Annotated in this window: 15 protein-coding genes; 13 read left to right on the top strand and 2 right to left on the bottom strand. The window is 70.5% G+C overall.

Annotation, left to right across the window (positions count from 1 at the left end; translation table 11 throughout):
* The first annotated feature begins 173 nt into the window (after positions 1–173).
* From HCC30_RS07115 to HCC30_RS07070, 10 genes are all read left to right on the top strand, one after another.
* Entirely contained in the window at positions 174–947 is a 774-nt protein-coding gene (locus tag HCC30_RS07115; protein ID WP_169441485.1) for an enhanced serine sensitivity protein SseB, read from the top strand.
* A 248-nt stretch (positions 948–1,195) separates the two neighbouring features.
* Entirely contained in the window at positions 1,196–1,942 is a 747-nt protein-coding gene (locus tag HCC30_RS07110; protein ID WP_169441844.1) for an enhanced serine sensitivity protein SseB C-terminal domain-containing protein, read from the top strand.
* A 356-nt stretch (positions 1,943–2,298) separates the two neighbouring features.
* Positions 2,299–3,297, top strand: coding sequence for an ABC transporter permease (locus tag HCC30_RS07105; RefSeq protein WP_169441484.1), 999 nt, complete (start codon positions 2,299–2,301; stop codon positions 3,295–3,297).
* A gap of 77 nt (positions 3,298–3,374) precedes the next feature.
* On the top strand, positions 3,375–5,126 hold the full coding sequence (locus HCC30_RS07100; RefSeq protein WP_169441843.1) for an ABC transporter substrate-binding protein: 1,752 nt from the start codon (positions 3,375–3,377) through the stop codon (positions 5,124–5,126).
* A gap of 145 nt (positions 5,127–5,271) precedes the next feature.
* Positions 5,272–6,270 carry an ABC transporter permease gene (locus tag HCC30_RS07095; protein WP_169441483.1) on the top strand — a complete coding sequence of 333 codons (999 nt, stop codon included), beginning with the start codon at positions 5,272–5,274 and terminating at the stop codon, positions 6,268–6,270.
* Entirely contained in the window at positions 6,267–7,382 is a 1,116-nt protein-coding gene (locus HCC30_RS07090; RefSeq protein WP_169441482.1) for an ABC transporter ATP-binding protein, read from the top strand. Before HCC30_RS07095 ends, HCC30_RS07090 begins: the two co-directional genes overlap by 4 nt.
* Before the next feature lie 61 nt (positions 7,383–7,443).
* Positions 7,444–8,484: a dipeptide ABC transporter ATP-binding protein gene (locus tag HCC30_RS07085; protein ID WP_169441481.1), complete on the top strand. Its 1,041-nt coding sequence runs from the start codon at positions 7,444–7,446 to the stop codon at positions 8,482–8,484.
* A gap of 331 nt (positions 8,485–8,815) precedes the next feature.
* Positions 8,816–9,634 (top strand): DUF5753 domain-containing protein, encoded by an 819-nt coding sequence (locus HCC30_RS07080; protein ID WP_169441480.1) that lies wholly within the window; start codon positions 8,816–8,818, stop codon positions 9,632–9,634.
* Complete coding sequence (locus tag HCC30_RS07075) at positions 9,631–9,855, top strand: DUF397 domain-containing protein (RefSeq protein WP_169441479.1); 225 nt, start codon at positions 9,631–9,633, stop codon at positions 9,853–9,855. The genes HCC30_RS07080 and HCC30_RS07075 overlap by 4 nt, the downstream gene beginning before the upstream one ends.
* A 356-nt stretch (positions 9,856–10,211) precedes the next feature.
* Complete coding sequence (locus HCC30_RS07070) at positions 10,212–10,865, top strand: trimeric intracellular cation channel family protein (RefSeq protein WP_169441478.1); 654 nt, start codon at positions 10,212–10,214, stop codon at positions 10,863–10,865.
* Between the two features lie 49 nt (positions 10,866–10,914).
* On the opposite strand, the gene HCC30_RS07065 is transcribed toward HCC30_RS07070, so the two are convergent.
* Positions 10,915–11,880 (bottom strand): WYL domain-containing protein, encoded by a 966-nt coding sequence (locus tag HCC30_RS07065; protein ID WP_169441477.1) that lies wholly within the window; start codon positions 11,878–11,880, stop codon positions 10,915–10,917.
* A gap of 95 nt (positions 11,881–11,975) precedes the next feature.
* On the opposite strand from HCC30_RS07065, the gene HCC30_RS07060 reads away from it, so the two are divergent.
* Both HCC30_RS07060 and HCC30_RS07055 read left to right on the top strand, forming a co-directional pair.
* Positions 11,976–12,341, top strand: coding sequence for a VOC family protein (locus HCC30_RS07060; protein ID WP_169441476.1), 366 nt, complete (start codon positions 11,976–11,978; stop codon positions 12,339–12,341).
* Positions 12,342–12,708: 367 nt separating this feature from the next.
* On the top strand, positions 12,709–13,539 hold the full coding sequence (locus HCC30_RS07055) for a thioesterase family protein (RefSeq protein WP_169441475.1): 831 nt from the start codon (positions 12,709–12,711) through the stop codon (positions 13,537–13,539).
* 13 nt (positions 13,540–13,552) lie between these two features.
* Here the strand turns inward: HCC30_RS07055 and HCC30_RS07050 are convergent, their stop codons facing one another.
* Positions 13,553–14,389: an alpha/beta fold hydrolase gene (locus HCC30_RS07050; protein ID WP_169441474.1), complete on the bottom strand. Its 837-nt coding sequence runs from the start codon at positions 14,387–14,389 to the stop codon at positions 13,553–13,555.
* A 174-nt stretch (positions 14,390–14,563) separates the two neighbouring features.
* Between HCC30_RS07050 and HCC30_RS07045 the strand changes: the two genes are divergently transcribed.
* On the top strand, positions 14,564–15,040 hold the full coding sequence (locus HCC30_RS07045; RefSeq protein ID WP_169441473.1) for a DNA starvation/stationary phase protection protein: 477 nt from the start codon (positions 14,564–14,566) through the stop codon (positions 15,038–15,040).
* Positions 15,041–15,098: the final 58 nt, after the last annotated feature.

Below are 15,098 nucleotides of genomic sequence, written 5' to 3'. Positions count from 1 at the left end.
CCCGGAATTCCGAGAAAACAGGTTGATGGGGACGGGTTCCACCCTTGGCAGGCCGCTTGCGCCCCGCAACCGGACGGTCGCCATCGGTGACCAACCGGGTTATCGGCCGGGGCCCGGGGCGGTACCGACGCCTGCCTGCGGACCTGCGAGGGAGCGCGGCTAGGGTGGCCGTCATGACCTTTCCGCAGCAGTACGGACCTGGCCACGGCGGAGGCTGGCCCGGCAACGAGCTGGAGGAAACCCTCGCGGCCTCCCTCGGCACGGCAGGTGCCGGCGCCCGGCTGCTGGAGGTCCTCGCGCGCAACAGCGTCTGGGTGCCGCTCCCCGAGGGCGGCGGACCCGACAGCCCGAACCTCGACCTGCCCACCGTCCAGTTGGGCGGAACGCCCCATGTGCCGGTCTTCAGCTCCGAGGCGCAGTTCCTCCAGGTCGTCGGCTCGCACATGTCCTTCACCGTCGCGCCCGCGCGGGAGTTCGCGCGCGGGCTGCCGCCCGGCGTCGGCGTCGTCGTCAATCCGGAGGGCACCGTCGGGATGCCGCTGCCGCCCGAGGCGGTCGCCGAGCTGTGCCGCAACTCGCCCTCGGAACAGGCGTCCTGGGGTGTCGCGCGCGGCGCCCGGGTGCGGCTCTTCGAGCCGGACTGGCAGGAGGAGCCGGTCGACTTCCTCGCCGCCGCGGCGGGCGAGTTCGCCGTCCTGTCCTACGTGCGCAGCGCGCGCCGGGCGCTCGCCAGCACCGAGGGCGACCCGCCCGCGCTGTTCGTCGGCGTCGAGCTCGACCTGCTCGACCCGGAGGCACGGCAGGCCGCGCACGACGCGCTGGGCCGGGCCCTGGGCCGCTGCCCCGTGAAGTGGCCGGTCCAACTGGTGCTGCTGGACGCGGCGAACGACCCGGTCGTGGACTGGATGCGGCAGTGCGTCCGCCCGTTCCACACCCGCGAGACCTGAAAGACCGCGGCGGGGCACCCCTTCGGGGGGCCGGGGCTGAGTACTCACGACGCATGCCGGGCCGCCTCGTAAGCTGGTTGGATGGCGGGGCGGGGCGCCGGGGTGCGCCGCGCGGACGACCACGATGACGGAGACTTGAGCGAGCGCCGACGGCCCCGGACCTGCGACGGCCGCGGCGGGACCGAGGGGACGAGGGGAAGGGTGGCCACGTGAGCGCGGGAGCGGGCGTCGAGCAGCTGCTGCGGCAGATGTCACCGGGGCAGTACGACACCTACGAGGCGCTGCTCGGCCAACTGGCCGCCGGGCAGGTCTGGATGCTGCTCTGGAACGGGCAGGCCGGCTCCCCCGACGCCCAGTACGGGAACATGGAGGTCGCCGGGTACGGCTACGCGCCCTGCGTCACCTCGGCCCAGGAACTCGCCGTCTCCGGCTGGGACCGGGCGCACGAGATCGTCCCCGGACGCGAGATCGCCGCCGCCCTCTTCCCCGAGCGCTGGGGCATCTGGCTCAACCCGCACGCGCCCGGCGGCGGCGTCGGCATCCCCTGGCTGGACCTGCGGCGCATCGCCTCCGGGCTCGACCGGCTGCCCGCGGGGCCGCTGCGGCTGGGCGAACCCACCCTGGAGATCCCGCAGTTCTACGCGCTGCTCGCGCACCACGCGCACCGCACGCCCGTGGTCCGCTCGCTGCGCCGCTGCTGGGTGCAGCCGGCGCTGGGGGCGCCGTACCTCGCCATCGGGCTCGACCTGTACGACAACAGTCCGCAGGCGATCGAGTCGGTGCAGCACATGATGGGGCAGTCCGTGCCGGCGGCGCCGGAGGGGCTGCCCGTCTCCAGCGTCTCCATGGCGGACGACTACGACCCCGTCACGATGTGGCTGCGCCGCAACTCGCGGCCCTTCTTCGACCGTGACGCGCCGGGGGCGGGGCCGGCTGCGCCGGTGCCGCCGACCGGGGGGTACGGGTACGGGTACCCGCCGCCGCGGGCCTACTAGGTTTCTCGGGCCCCGTACGTCTCCGGCCGCGGCGCCGCCGTGGCTTTTCGCGCAGTTCCCCGCGCCCCTTTTGCGCAGTTCCCCGCGCCCCTGATCGCGGGCTCACCCCGCTTCTTCGGGTGCGGCGCCGCCGTGGTTTTTCGCGCAGTTCCCCGCGCCCCCGCGGGGCGCGTGTCCACATCACGGTTACGCATCCTTTCCAGGAGGGGGCTGGCGAGTGATCGCGAGCCCGATGAAGACTCCCCGGCCATAGGGCCAGCGCCATCGGCCTCGTGTACGAACTGCTTGTGAACGTGCCGCCACAGCGGTGTGCGTTGGGCCGGTCACCACCGGCCCGGGAGGGGTTCTCGAAGGCGATGACGGCACCACTGCACGACACGTCCACGGCGACCGGGACCAGCGAGCCGGCCGGCCCCGTGCCGGGCGCCAAGGCGATCGAGGGCCGCTCGCTCGGCCGGATCGCCTGGGAGCGGCTGAAGCGCGACAAGGTGACCCTGGCGGGCGGCGCGGTCGTCCTGCTGCTGATCCTCGTCGCGATCTTCGCGCCGCTGATCACCGCACTGACCGGCCAGTCGCCCGAGGTGCGCAACGAGCACCTGATCGACCCGCTGTTCAGCACCCCCAAGGGCGCGCTCGGCGGGATCAGCGCGGAGCACTGGCTCGGCGTCGAGCCCGTCAGCGGCCGCGACATCCTCGCCCGCATCGTCTACGGCGCCCGCGTCTCGATCCTCGTCGGCTTCCTCTCGGCCTTCGTCGCCGTCGTCTTCGGCGCCGTACTCGGCACGCTCGCCGGGTACTTCGGCGGCTGGCTCGACGCCGTCATCAGCCGCGTGATGGACATGCTGCTGGCCTTCCCGCAGCTGCTCTTCATCATCTCGCTGATCTCGGTGATGCCGAACAACCTCCTGGGCCTGACGGGTACGGGAGTGCGGCTGCTCGTGATGATCCTGGTGATCGGCTTCTTCGGCTGGCCGTACATCGGCCGGATCGTGCGCGGCCAGGTGCTGTCGCTGCGCGAGCGCGAGTACATCGAGGCGGCGCGCAGCCTGGGCGCGGGCCGCCGGTACATCATCACCCGCGAGCTGCTGCCGAACCTGGTCGCGCCGATCACCGTCTACACGACGCTCATGATCCCGACCAACATCCTCACCGAGGCGGCGCTCAGCTTCCTCGGGGTGGGCGTCAAGCCGCCCACCGCTTCCTGGGGTTCGATGCTCTCCGACGCGGTGACGTACTACGAGTCGGACCCGATGTTCATGATCATCCCCGGCGTCGCCATCTTCATCACGGTGCTCGCCTTCAACCTCTTCGGCGACGGCGTGCGCGACGCGCTGGACCCGAAGGGGACCCGTTGAACCAGCCAGTCTCCCGGCCCGCGCAGGCGGCGGGCCGTGACACCCACGGAGGTTGCGACACAGTGAGAGTTCAGCGCATATCGAGCCGGTCACGGCGGCGCAGGGCGGCCGCGCTCTCGGCCGGTCTCGTCGGTGTCCTGCTGACCACGGCCGCCTGCGGCGGCGGCGCGGGGGAGGACGGGGGCGGCGGCGCCGGCTACAACGCGGGCATCAACAAGGTCGCCAACGCCTCGGACAAGAAGGGCGGCACCCTCAAGTTCATCGGGGTCCAGGACGCCGACTCCTGGGACACGACCCGCATGTACTACGGCTTCGCCTTCGACTTCGCGCGCTTCTACAGCCGCCAGCTGGTGAGCTACACCCCGGCGCCGGGCCAGAAGAGCATCGAGCTCCAGCCGGACCTCGCCAAGAGCAAGGCCAAGGTCAGCGACGGCGGCAAGACCTACACCTACGAGCTGAAGGACGGCCTGAAGTGGGAGGACGGCAAGCCGATCACCTCCCAGGACATCAAGTACGGCATCCAGCGGCAGTGGGCGCAGAAGACGCTCTCCGGCGGCCCGGTCTACGTCAAGGACGTCCTCGACCCGGACGGCAAGTACAAGGGCCCGTACGAGGACAAGGGCGGGCTCGACGCGATCGAGACGCCCAGCGACAAGAAGATCGTCTTCCATCTGCCGGAAGCCAACGGTGACTTTGAACAGATGCTGGCGATGCCGACGAACTCGCCGGTGCGTGAGGACAAGGACACCAAGTCCAAGTACACGCTCAAGCCGTTCTCCTCGGGCCCGTACAAGTTCGAGTCGTACACCCCGAACAAGTCCCTCACGCTGGTGCGGAACAAGCACTGGGACCGCTCGACGGACAAGCTCCGCAAGGCACTTCCGGACAAGGTCAGGGTCACCCTGATCACCAACCCCGACGAGCGCGACAAGCGGCTCATCAACGGGGACGCCGACCTGGACCTGAACCAGCGCGGCATGGAGGTGCAGGGCCGGCAGACCGCCCTCAAGCAGCACAAGGGCAACGTGGACAACCCGCAGTCCGGGTTCATCTCGTACGTCGCCTTCCCGCAGAGCGTGAAGCCGTTCGAGAACATCCACTGCCGCAAGGCGGCGATCTACGGCACCGACCACAAGTCCGTGCAGACCGCGCGCGGCGGCCCGCTCGCGGGCGGCGCCGTCGCGCCGAACATGCTGCCCCCGGTCGTCCCCGGTCACGACCCGAAGGACGACCAGTACGGGATGCTGGAGAACGGCAGCGGCGCGAACGTCGCCAAGGCCAAGGACGAGCTCGCCAAGTGCGGCAAGCCGGACGGCTTCAAGACCACGCTCGCCGTTCGTAACACCGACAAGGCCGACATGAAGTCCGCCGAGGCGATCCAGGCGTCCCTGAAGAAGGTCGGCATCCGGGTCGAGATCGACGCCTTCGACGGCGCCCAGGGCTCCTCGATCGTCGGCAACCCGGACACCGTCAAGCGCAAGGGCTACGGCATGGTCCTGTACGGCTGGGGCCCCGACTTCCCCAGTGGCCAGGGCTACGGCGTCCCGCTCTGGCACAGCGACTACATCCTCGACAACGGCAACAACAACTACGCCCTGATCGACGACAAGAAGATCGACAAGGGCTTCGACGAGGCGATCGCCGAACTGGACCCGGACAAGGCGGCCGAGAAGTACGCGGAGGTCAACAAGGAGGTCATGAAGGGCGGTTACTACCTCCCGCTGACCTACCTGAAGGTGATCCAGTGGCGCTCCGAGCGGCTGACCAACGCGTACTCGTCCGACGCGTTCAGCGGCTGGTACGACTTCGTCAACCTCGGCGTGAAGTGACCCGTCCCGCCACCGACATCACCATCTGACGGCGTCACCCGCCGCCGGCACGAAGGGCAGGTGAAGGCCGCCGCACCGGTCCGGACCCGGCCGCCCCCGCACCCGCGGGGGCGGCGGGCCGGGCGCCGCAAAGGGGCCGAGAGCAGTGCTCACATATCTCATCAGGCGGCTGTTCGCCGTCGCAGTGATGCTGGTCGTCATCATCCTGGCGGTCTTCTGCATCTTCTTCCTCATCCCGAAGTGGACGGGCACCGACCCGGCCACCATGTTCGTCGGCAAGCAGGCCAACAAGGAGGCCATCGAGGGCGTCCGGGAGAAGCTCCAGCTGGACGAGCCGGTCCTGGTGCAGCTCTTCGAGTTCTTCAAGGGGCTGTTCGTCGGCCGGGAATACGTGGGCGGCGGCTCCACCACGCACTGTTCGGCACCGTGCTTCGGCTACTCGTTCAAGACCGAGCAGGAGATCTGGCCCGTCCTCACCGACCGGCTGCCCGTCACCCTCTCGCTCGCGCTCGGTGCCGCGATCGTCTGGCTGGTCATCGGCCTCACCGTCGGCGTCCTCTCGGCGCTGCGCCGCGGCACCCTGTGGGACCGGCTGGCGATGACCGGCGCCCTCGCCGGGGTGTCCCTGCCGGTGTACTTCACCGGCCTCATCTCGCTGGCGCTGTTCGCGTACCAGCTGAACTGGGTGAGCAACACCTTCACCCCGTTCGGCGAGGACGCGGCCAAGTGGTTCAGCGGCATGGTGCTGCCCTGGATCACGCTCGCCTTCCTCTTCGGCGCGATGTACGCGCGGCTCACCCGCGCCACCATGCTGGAGGTGATGGGCGAGGACTACATCCGCACCGCCCGCGCCAAGGGCCTGACCGAGCCGAAGGTCATCGGCAAGCACGCGATGCGCTCCACCATGACGCCGGTGCTCACGCTGCTCGGCATCGACATCGGCGCGCTGATGGGCGGCGCGATCCTGACCGAGACGACGTTCAGCATCCCCGGGCTCGGCCAGGCCGTGCTCAAGGCGATCAACGAGCGCGACCTGCCGCTGATCCTCGGCGTTACGCTCATCACCGCCACCGCCGTCGTGATCGCGAATCTCGTCGTGGACCTGCTGTACGGCGTGATCGACCCCCGAGTGAGGCTCGCATGACAGACCTGCCCGCGAAATCCGGCGCCGCCGGGGACGCCTCCGGTGCCTTCCTCGAAGTGCGCGATCTGCGCGTGCACTTCCCCAGTGAGGACGGCCTGGTCAAGTCCGTCGACGGGCTGTCCTTCTCGCTGGAGAAGGGCAAGACCCTCGGCATCGTCGGGGAGTCGGGCTCCGGCAAGTCCGTCACCTCGCTCGGCATCATGGGCCTGCACACCGTCGGCCAGTACGGCCGGAAGAAGGCGCAGATATCCGGCGAGATCCTGCTCGACGGCCGGGACCTGCTCACCGCCCCGCCGGACGAGGTGCGCAAGCTGCGCGGCCGCGAGATGGCGATGATCTTCCAGGACCCGCTGTCCGCGCTGCACCCGTACTTCACCATCGGCCAGCAGATCGTCGAGGCGTACCGCGTCCACCACGACGTGGACAAGAAGACGGCGCGCAAGCGGGCCGTCGAGCTCCTGGACCGGGTCGGCATCCCGCAGCCCGACAAGCGCGTCGACGGCTACCCGCACGAGTTCTCCGGCGGGATGCGGCAGCGCGCGATGATCGCCATGTCGCTGGTCAACAACCCCGAACTGCTCATCGCGGACGAGCCGACCACCGCGCTCGACGTCACCGTCCAGGCGCAGATCCTCGACCTGATCCGCGACCTCCAGCAGGAGTTCGGCTCGGCCGTCATCGTCATCACCCACGACCTGGGCGTCGTCGCCGAACTCGCCGACGACATCCTGGTGATGTACGGCGGCCGCTGCGTCGAGTACGGCACCGCCGAGGACGTCTTCCACCAGCCCCAGCACCCCTACACCTGGGGCCTGCTCGGCTCGATGCCGCGCATCGACCGCGCGCAGACCGACCGGCTCACCCCCGTCAAGGGCTCCCCGCCCAGCCTGATCAACGTGCCCGAGGGCTGCGCCTTCAACCCCCGCTGCCCGTACGCCGACCTGCCCAAGGAGGACCTCACCCGCACCGAACGCCCGGAGCTGAGGGTGATCGAGGCGGACGGTGCCGAGGGGACGGACGGGCCCGGGGCCAGGCGGCACCTGTCCGCCTGCCATCTGACCCCGTCGCAGCGGCACCGGATCTGGACCGAAGAGATCGCCCCCAGGCTGTGAACGCGGACATCGGCGTGGAACCGGAAGCGGACGGAACGAACGCGAGGACGAGGACGAGCAGATGACCATCCCCACCCAGGCGACGGGCACGTCCGCCGGCGGCCCCGGCCCGGAAGCGGGCGAGACGCTGCTGCGGGTGACCGGGCTGAAGAAACACTTCCCGGTGACCAAGGGCGTGCTCAAACGCCAGACCGGCGCGGTCAAGGCCGTCGACGGCATCGACTTCGACGTGCGCGCGGGCGAGACGCTCGGCGTGGTCGGCGAGTCGGGCTGCGGCAAGTCCACGATGGGGCGGCTGATCACGCGGCTGCTCGAACCGACCGCCGGGACGGTCGAGTTCCAGGGCACGGACATCACGCACCTGGGCGCGGGCGGTATGCGGCCGCTCCGCCGCGACGTCCAGATGATCTTCCAGGACCCGTACTCCTCGCTGAACCCGCGGCACACCGTCGGCGCCATCGTCAGCGCGCCGTTCAAGCTGCAGAACGTCAAGCCAGAGGGCGGCGTGAAGCAGGCGGTGCAGCGGCTGCTGGAGACCGTCGGCCTCAACCCTGAGCACTACAACCGCTATCCGCACGAGTTCTCCGGCGGCCAGCGGCAGCGCATCGGCATCGCCCGCGCGCTCGCGCTCAACCCGAAGCTCGTCGTCGCCGACGAACCGGTCTCCGCGCTCGACGTCTCCATCCAGGCCCAGGTCGTCAACCTGCTCGACGACCTCCAGGACGAGCTCGGGCTCACGTACGTGATCATCGCCCACGACCTGTCCGTCATCCGGCACGTCTCGGACCGGATCGCGGTCATGTACCTCGGCAAGATCGTCGAGTTGACCGACCGGCAGTCGCTGTACGACACCCCCATGCACCCCTACACCCGGGCCCTGCTCTCCGCCGTCCCCGTACCCGACCCGCGCCGCAAGTCGGGCGAGGGCCGCGAACGCATCCTCCTCCGCGGCGACGTCCCCTCCCCCCTGAACCCGCCCCCCGGCTGCCGCTTCCACACCCGCTGCTGGAAGGCGACGGAGGAGTGCGCCACCACCGAGCCACCCCTCGTCCCCCTCCGCCCCGGCCACCAGGTCGCCTGCCACCACCCGGAAAACACCTGAGCGCCCTCTTGGGGGCGCGGGGAACTGCGCGACAAGCCACGGCGTACGGGTGGTCCGGTGACGGCATTGAGCACCCCGCGCGGGGGTGACCGCGCTGCGCTTGCCAGCCCTGCGCCTCGGCGCAGACCTCCCAAGCGGGGCGAGCCCGAGAAGCGGGGCGAGCCCGAGACAAGGGGCGCGGGGAACTGCGCAAAAGGCCCGAGCCACGAGCGCACCCGCCCCCGGCAACGCACCGCGGCACAGCCGAGTTCGCCCGACACCCGGACGCCCCCGCGTCCGGATGTCTAGACTTCGAGGCCCTCTGTACGGGATGTACCGAAAGGGCGCCCCCATGGCCGACAGCGCCGAACTCCCCGCGAACCTGCGCTACTTGGGCAACCAGTTCCGACTCTGGCGCGTGGACGCCGGAGTCGCGAGAGAGGCCGCCGCCGAGGCCGTCGGCTACTCGCTGGAGATGGTCAAGTCCGTCGAGTGCGGCCGCCGCAAATGCCCGCCCAAGATGGCCCTCATCGGCGACGAACTCTTCGGCGCCGGTGGCAAGTTGAAGGCGGGACTGAAGTACCAGGAGCCGGAGAAGTATTCGGAGAAGGCGCAGGACTTTCTTGCGCTGGAGCGCACGGCGCGGTGTATCTGGGCATACGAGATGGGGCATGTGCCGGGGCTGCTCCAGATCGCCGAGCACGCTCGGGCGCTGCTGTCCGCACATTGCCCGCCCCTGGGGGACGAGACCGTTGAGCGTCGAGTTGCGGGCCGAGTGGAACGTCAGCATCTCCTGTCGACGACGGCTGAGGAGCCCGTCGAGCTGGCTTGCGTACTGCTCGAAACCGCGCTGCGCGTATCCATCGGCGGGAAGGACGTCCACAGGAAGCAGTTGCTGCACCTCTTGGAGAGGGGGAAGCAGCGGAACGTCTCACTCCAGGTGCTTCCGGTGGATCGGGTTCCGCCAACGGCCTTGGACGGGCCACTGGTTGTTCTGGAGACCCACGACGACGAGTGCTACGGGTACATGGAGGGTCACACCGCCAGCAGCCTTACGTCGGACCCGAGGGACATCAGCAGCCTTCTGCGGCGCCATGGGACGATCAGGATGCAGGCCCTCAGCGCAGAGGAGTCGACGGAGTACATCGAGGGGATTGTGCAGCGGCTATGAGCGAGCAGCTCATGTGGTTCAAGTCCAGTTTCAGCGACACCTCGGGCGGAAACTGCCTCGAAGTGGCCCTGGACTGGCGGAAGTCCAGCCACAGCGCTGGTACGGATGGCGACCCGCACACCGTGCACATCCGGGACTCGAAGCGGCCCGACTCCGCCCCGCACCTGACCGTCCCGCCCTCCGCGTGGACCGCCTTCGTCGCGTACGCGCGGGCGCTGTAGCGGGACGCCCCGAAAGGGGCGCGGGGAACTGCGCGAACGGCCACGGCGTACGGGGCGGCCCGGTGACGGCATGGAGCACCCCGCGCGGGGGTGACCGCGCTGCGCTTGCCAGCCCTGCGCCTATGGCGCAGTTCTCCCAAGCGGGGCGAGCCCGAGAAGCGGGGCGAGCCCGAACAGGGGCGAGGGGAACTGCGCAGAAGACCCGAGCCACGAGCACCCGCACCCGAAGAAGCGGGGCGGGCCCGAACAGGGGCGCGCACCCGCACCCCGCGACAAACCGCGAGGGCCGGCCCCGCGTCCCGAGAAGCGACCGCCCCCGCCGAAGGGGTCCACGGCCGGCCGGGTAGAAAGTCCGCGTGGAACCGCACCTGTACGACCCCGACGTCCAGCACTGGCTGGACCTCGCCGGGATCTTCGTCTTCTCGATCTCCGGCGCCCTGCTCGGCGTCCGGAAGAACTTCGACGTCTTCGGCCTCGCCACCCTCGCCGCCGCCACGGGGCTGGGCGGCGGCCTGTTCCGGGACCTGGTGATCGGCGCCGTACCGCCCGCCGCCTTCACCGACCTCGGGTACTTCCTGACGCCGTTCCTCTCCACGCTGCTGGTTTTCTTCCTGCATCCGCAGGTCGAGCGGATCAACAAGGCGGTGGGGGTGTTCGACGCGGCGGGGCTCGGGCTGTTCTGCGTGGTGGGCACGATCAAGGCGCACGAGTACGGGCTGGGCCTCGTCGCCTCCGCCGCGCTCGGCCTCGCCACGGCGGCGGGCGGCGGCATGCTGCGGGACGTGCTCGCCAACGAGGTGCCGTCGGTGCTGCGCTGGGACCGTGAGATGTACGCCGTCCCCGCGATCGTCGGCGCCGGTGCGGCCGCGCTGCTGATCCGCTTCGAGGCGCTGAACGTCGTCACGATGACGCTGGCCGCCGCCCTCGGCTTCGTCCTCCGCCTCTGCGCCATGCGCTACGGCTGGCGCGCGCCCCGCGCCTGGCACCGCCGCAGCGAGGCGCCCCGCTAGGTGTGCTGACCGGAGACGTCGATTGAGGGCAGGACGTTCCGGTCGGCGTTCACGAAGCTGGGGTCGAGTGCCTTTCCGCCAGGTCTCCGGCGAGCTGACTGATGCGTTCGCGGGCTGTCTCCGGGGTGAGTACCTCGATGTGGTCGCCGAACTGGAGGAGCTGACGCACCGACTCGATATCGGGGTAGCGGACGACGACGGTGCACCAGCCGTTTTCCGCGTCGGAGACGTCGTGGATGCGGCTGCCGAGGATGCGCCGCGCCAGGGCGAGTCCGTTTTCCGGCAGACGGACGGTCACGCTCACGCGACCTTGACCCTCGGTGCGTTCCTTCAACGCGGCCCATCTGGTGCGGAGGGTTTCGCCTGGCCGGAGAGCAGCCGGCGCGTCGAGTTCTTCGTAGGACGAGAGCCGTTCCAGAGCGAACAGCCGACCGTTCCCCTGGTCATCGGCTATGAGATACCAGCGACCGGATTTCGCGACGATCCCGTACGGGTCGACCACCCGCGTTGAGGCCTGATTCTCGGCGCTGCGCCGGTACTGGATTCGCAGCCGGCGGCGGTGTCGCAGTGCCGAGGCCAGGTCCGATACGTCGATCCCTGCCTCTGAGTCGGCAAACCACCCGGTGCTGTCCACCAGCACCAGGTCCGCCAGTTGCGGCAGGCTCGGCGATCCAGGTACGGCAGTCTGCCGGGCGGCGATCTTGCGCGCGGCCGACTCCCACACCGCGGACAGGCCCATACGCTCACGTTGCGCGCTGTCCAGACCGGCTACGGAGAGGGCCTCCAGCTCCGGTGGTTCCAGATGGGACGCGTTGAGCCTTGCACCGGGGAGCAGGACGATCCCGCCGTTCCGCCCGCGTTCGGCATGGACAGGCACACCTGCCGTCGAGAGCGCCTCGACATCCCGCAGCACAGTCCGCCGAGACACTTCCAGACGCTCGGCGAGATCGGTGGTGGTGATGCGCTGACGGGTCTGCAGGAGCAGCAGGAGGTGCAACAGCCTCGAAGCCTTCATGCTGACCAATGTTCGCGGAAAAGGTGACAGGTTCTGTCGCGATGAGGCGATCCACTGGAGCGGTACCGGGACTTCAACGATCTGAGGAGCGCTCGATGCCCGCACCCAACCTGTTCCTGATCGGCGTCCGCGACGCCGAGGCCGCTACCGCCTTCTACCGCGACCTGTTCGAGATCGAACCGGCCTTCATCAGTCCCCACTACGTAGCTTTCGAGGTTGCCCCCGGTGTCCTGTTCGCGCTGTGGACGGGCTACGGCGAGCAAGCGGTCCCGAGCACCCCTCGCACAAGCGAAGTCGGGCTGATGGTCTCCGGAGCGGCGACTGCGATCGACGAGATCTTCACGAGTTGGGTCTCGAAGGGAGTCCATGTCGTGGAGGAGCCGTACGACGCTGTCTTCGGCCGCACGTTCGTGATCACCGACCCCGACGGCAACCGCATCCGAGTCTCCCCGGTGGACTGATCCGCACGCCGACGCCGGTTGTGCACCCCGCACCGTGGCGGGCCGGTAACGGAGGCGGCACCCTGCGCCTCGGCGCAGACCTCCCAAGCGGGGCCAGCCCGCGACAAGGGGCGCGGGGAACTGCGCGAAGACCCGAGCCACGATGGCGCCGCACCCGAAGAAGCAAGCCGAGCCCGCGACAAGGGGCGCGGGGAACTGCGCGAAAAGCCCGAGCCACGAAGCACCCGCACCCCGCGACGCACAGACAGGTACAGCACCGCACCCGGAACCGCCCCGCACCCCGCGACGCACACGAAGGGGCACCGCCCCGCACCCCGCGAAGGCACCCCCCTACCCACCGGTAACCATCCCGTGTACCGTGCATCCCATGTCCGCCGCCAGCGAGTTCGACCGTGACACCGCCGTACACCCCCGCGCAGACGAACCCGGCGTCTTCGACGCAGGCCTCTCCGCCGGCTGGGCCATCGGGCACGCGCTCAACGGCGGCTACCTCCTCGCCGTGCTCGGCCGCGCGCTGGGCGAAGCCCTCCCGCACGCCGACCCGTTCACGATCAGCGCCCACTACCTCTCGGCGACCACGGCGGGCCCCGCCGTCGTCCGCACTGAGACGATCCGTACCGGGCGCACCATGTCCACCGGCAGCGCCGGCCTCTTCCAGACCGACGAGAGCGGCGAGGAGGTCGAGCGGATACGCGTCCTCGGCACCTACGGCGAGCTCGCCACGCTGCCCGAGGACGTCCGCACCAGCGCCAAGCCGCCCGAAATCCCGCCGCTGGAACGCTGCTTCGGGCAGCAGGACAACCCGGCGGGCGCCGACTCGGGTCCCGCCATGGGCAAGCGCCTCGACCTCCGCCTCGACCCGGCCACCTGCGGCTGGGCGCTCGGCGCGCCAGCGGGCAAGGGGGAGATGCGCGCCTGGTTCCAGCTCGCCGACGGCCGCGCCCCCGACCCGCTGTCGCTGCTGATGACGGTCGACGCGCTGCCGCCCACCGCCTTCGAACTCGGCCTGAGCGGCTGGGTCCCGACCGTCGAACTCACCGTCCACGTCCGCGCCCTCCCCGCGCCCGGACCGCTCCGGGTCGCGATCACCACCCGTAATCTCGCGGGCGGTTACCTGGAGGAGGACACCGAGATCTGGGACAGCGCGGACCGGCTCGTCGCCCAGTCCCGCCAGCTCGCCCGCGCCAAGCTGGGCTGAACCGGCCCTCCGCTCAGCCGAGGAACTCGCCGAGCGCGGCGGTCAGTTCGGCGGGCGCGTCCTCCTGGACGAGGTGACCCGCGCCCTCGATCAGCCGCAGCCGGGCGCCGCGGACCGTCGCCGCCAGCCGGTGCGCCCGGTCCACCGGGACCCAGCTGTCCTCGGTCCCCCAGCAGACCAGGACGGGCAGCGCCAGCTCCCCGTACCTGCCCTCGATCTCGTCCGTCCAGCGCTGGTCGTTCTGCGCGATCTGCCGGTGGAAGGCGGCCCGTCCGCCCGCGCCCGTCCACGGGGCGACGAGCGCGTCCAGCGCGTCCTCGCGCAGGCCGCGGGCACTGGCCGAGCCGATGTACGCGCGGACCATCGCCTCGTGCAGCGCGGGCGGCAACTGCCCGAAGACCTCCGCGTGTTCGCCCAGCAGCCGGTACGAGGGCGAGCCCCAGGGGGCGAGCGCCACCACGTCCACCAGCGCGAGCCGGGCGTACCGCGCGCCGTGCAGCAGGTGCGCGCGCAGGGCCACGCAGCCGCCGAAGTCGTGGGCCACCACGGCGGGTTCGGCGAGGCCCCAGTGGTCCAGCAGCTCGGCGAAGACCCGGCCCTGCGCGGCCAGCGAGACGTCCTGGCCCTCGTACGCCTCGGAGGCCCCGTAGCCCGGCATGTCCCAGAGGTAGACCGGCCGGCGCGCGGCGAGGGCGCGGGCCACGGCCCGCCACGTCCACGAGGACCACGGGGTGCCGTGCAGCAGGACGACGGGCTCGCCGCCGTCCGCCTCGTGCGGGCCGAGGACGGTCCAGCGGACGGTGCCCGAGGAGGTGCGGACGGTGCGGTCGAGGCTCCAGTCGGCGGTCATGGCTCCAGCCTCTCCGGGGCCGTGCGGCCGCGCCAGTGGCTTTTCCGCCCCGGTGAGGGGGTTTTCGCAGGTCGGGGGCGGGGTCGGCGGGATGGAGGCAGGTGTTTGTCCGGTTTCGGTGCGGTGCCTGTAGCTTGGGGAGGAAAGGTGAAGCAAGAGAGGAATGGTGCCGTCGTGGCGAACGCAGTGAAGAGCACACTCCCGGACGAGGACCTCAAGGTCGTCGGCGAGGCGCTCCAGGGAGCGCTCGTGGACCTCGTGGATCTCTCCCTCGTCGCCAAGCAGATCCACTGGAACGTCGTGGGCCCGCGCTTCCGGTCCATCCACCTCCAGCTCGACGAGGTCGTCGACACCGCGCGCGGCTTCTCCGACACCGTCGCCGAGCGCGCCTCCGCGCTGGGCATCGCCCCCGACGGGCGGGCCACCAGCGTCGCCTCCGGCAGCAGCATCGGCACCGTCAAGGAGGGCTGGCAGCAGGACACCGACGCCGTTCAGGCCATGGTCTCCGCGCTGGCCGCGGTGATCGCCACGTCCCGGGAGCGGATGAAGGCCACCGGCCCGGTCGACCCCGTCACCGAGGACATCTTCATCCAGATCACCGGCGACCTGGAGAAGCACCACTGGATGTTCCAGGCCGAGAACCGCGGCTGACCCGGAGCCCGGGACGCGCCCGCCCGAGATGCGGCGCGGGGCCCGGCGACGCAGCCTG

It is taken from the genome of Streptomyces sp. HNM0574 (assembly GCF_012726235.1).
Classification (GTDB): domain Bacteria; phylum Actinomycetota; class Actinomycetes; order Streptomycetales; family Streptomycetaceae; genus Streptomyces.
This window is presented reverse-complemented; position numbering and strand designations above follow the sequence as displayed.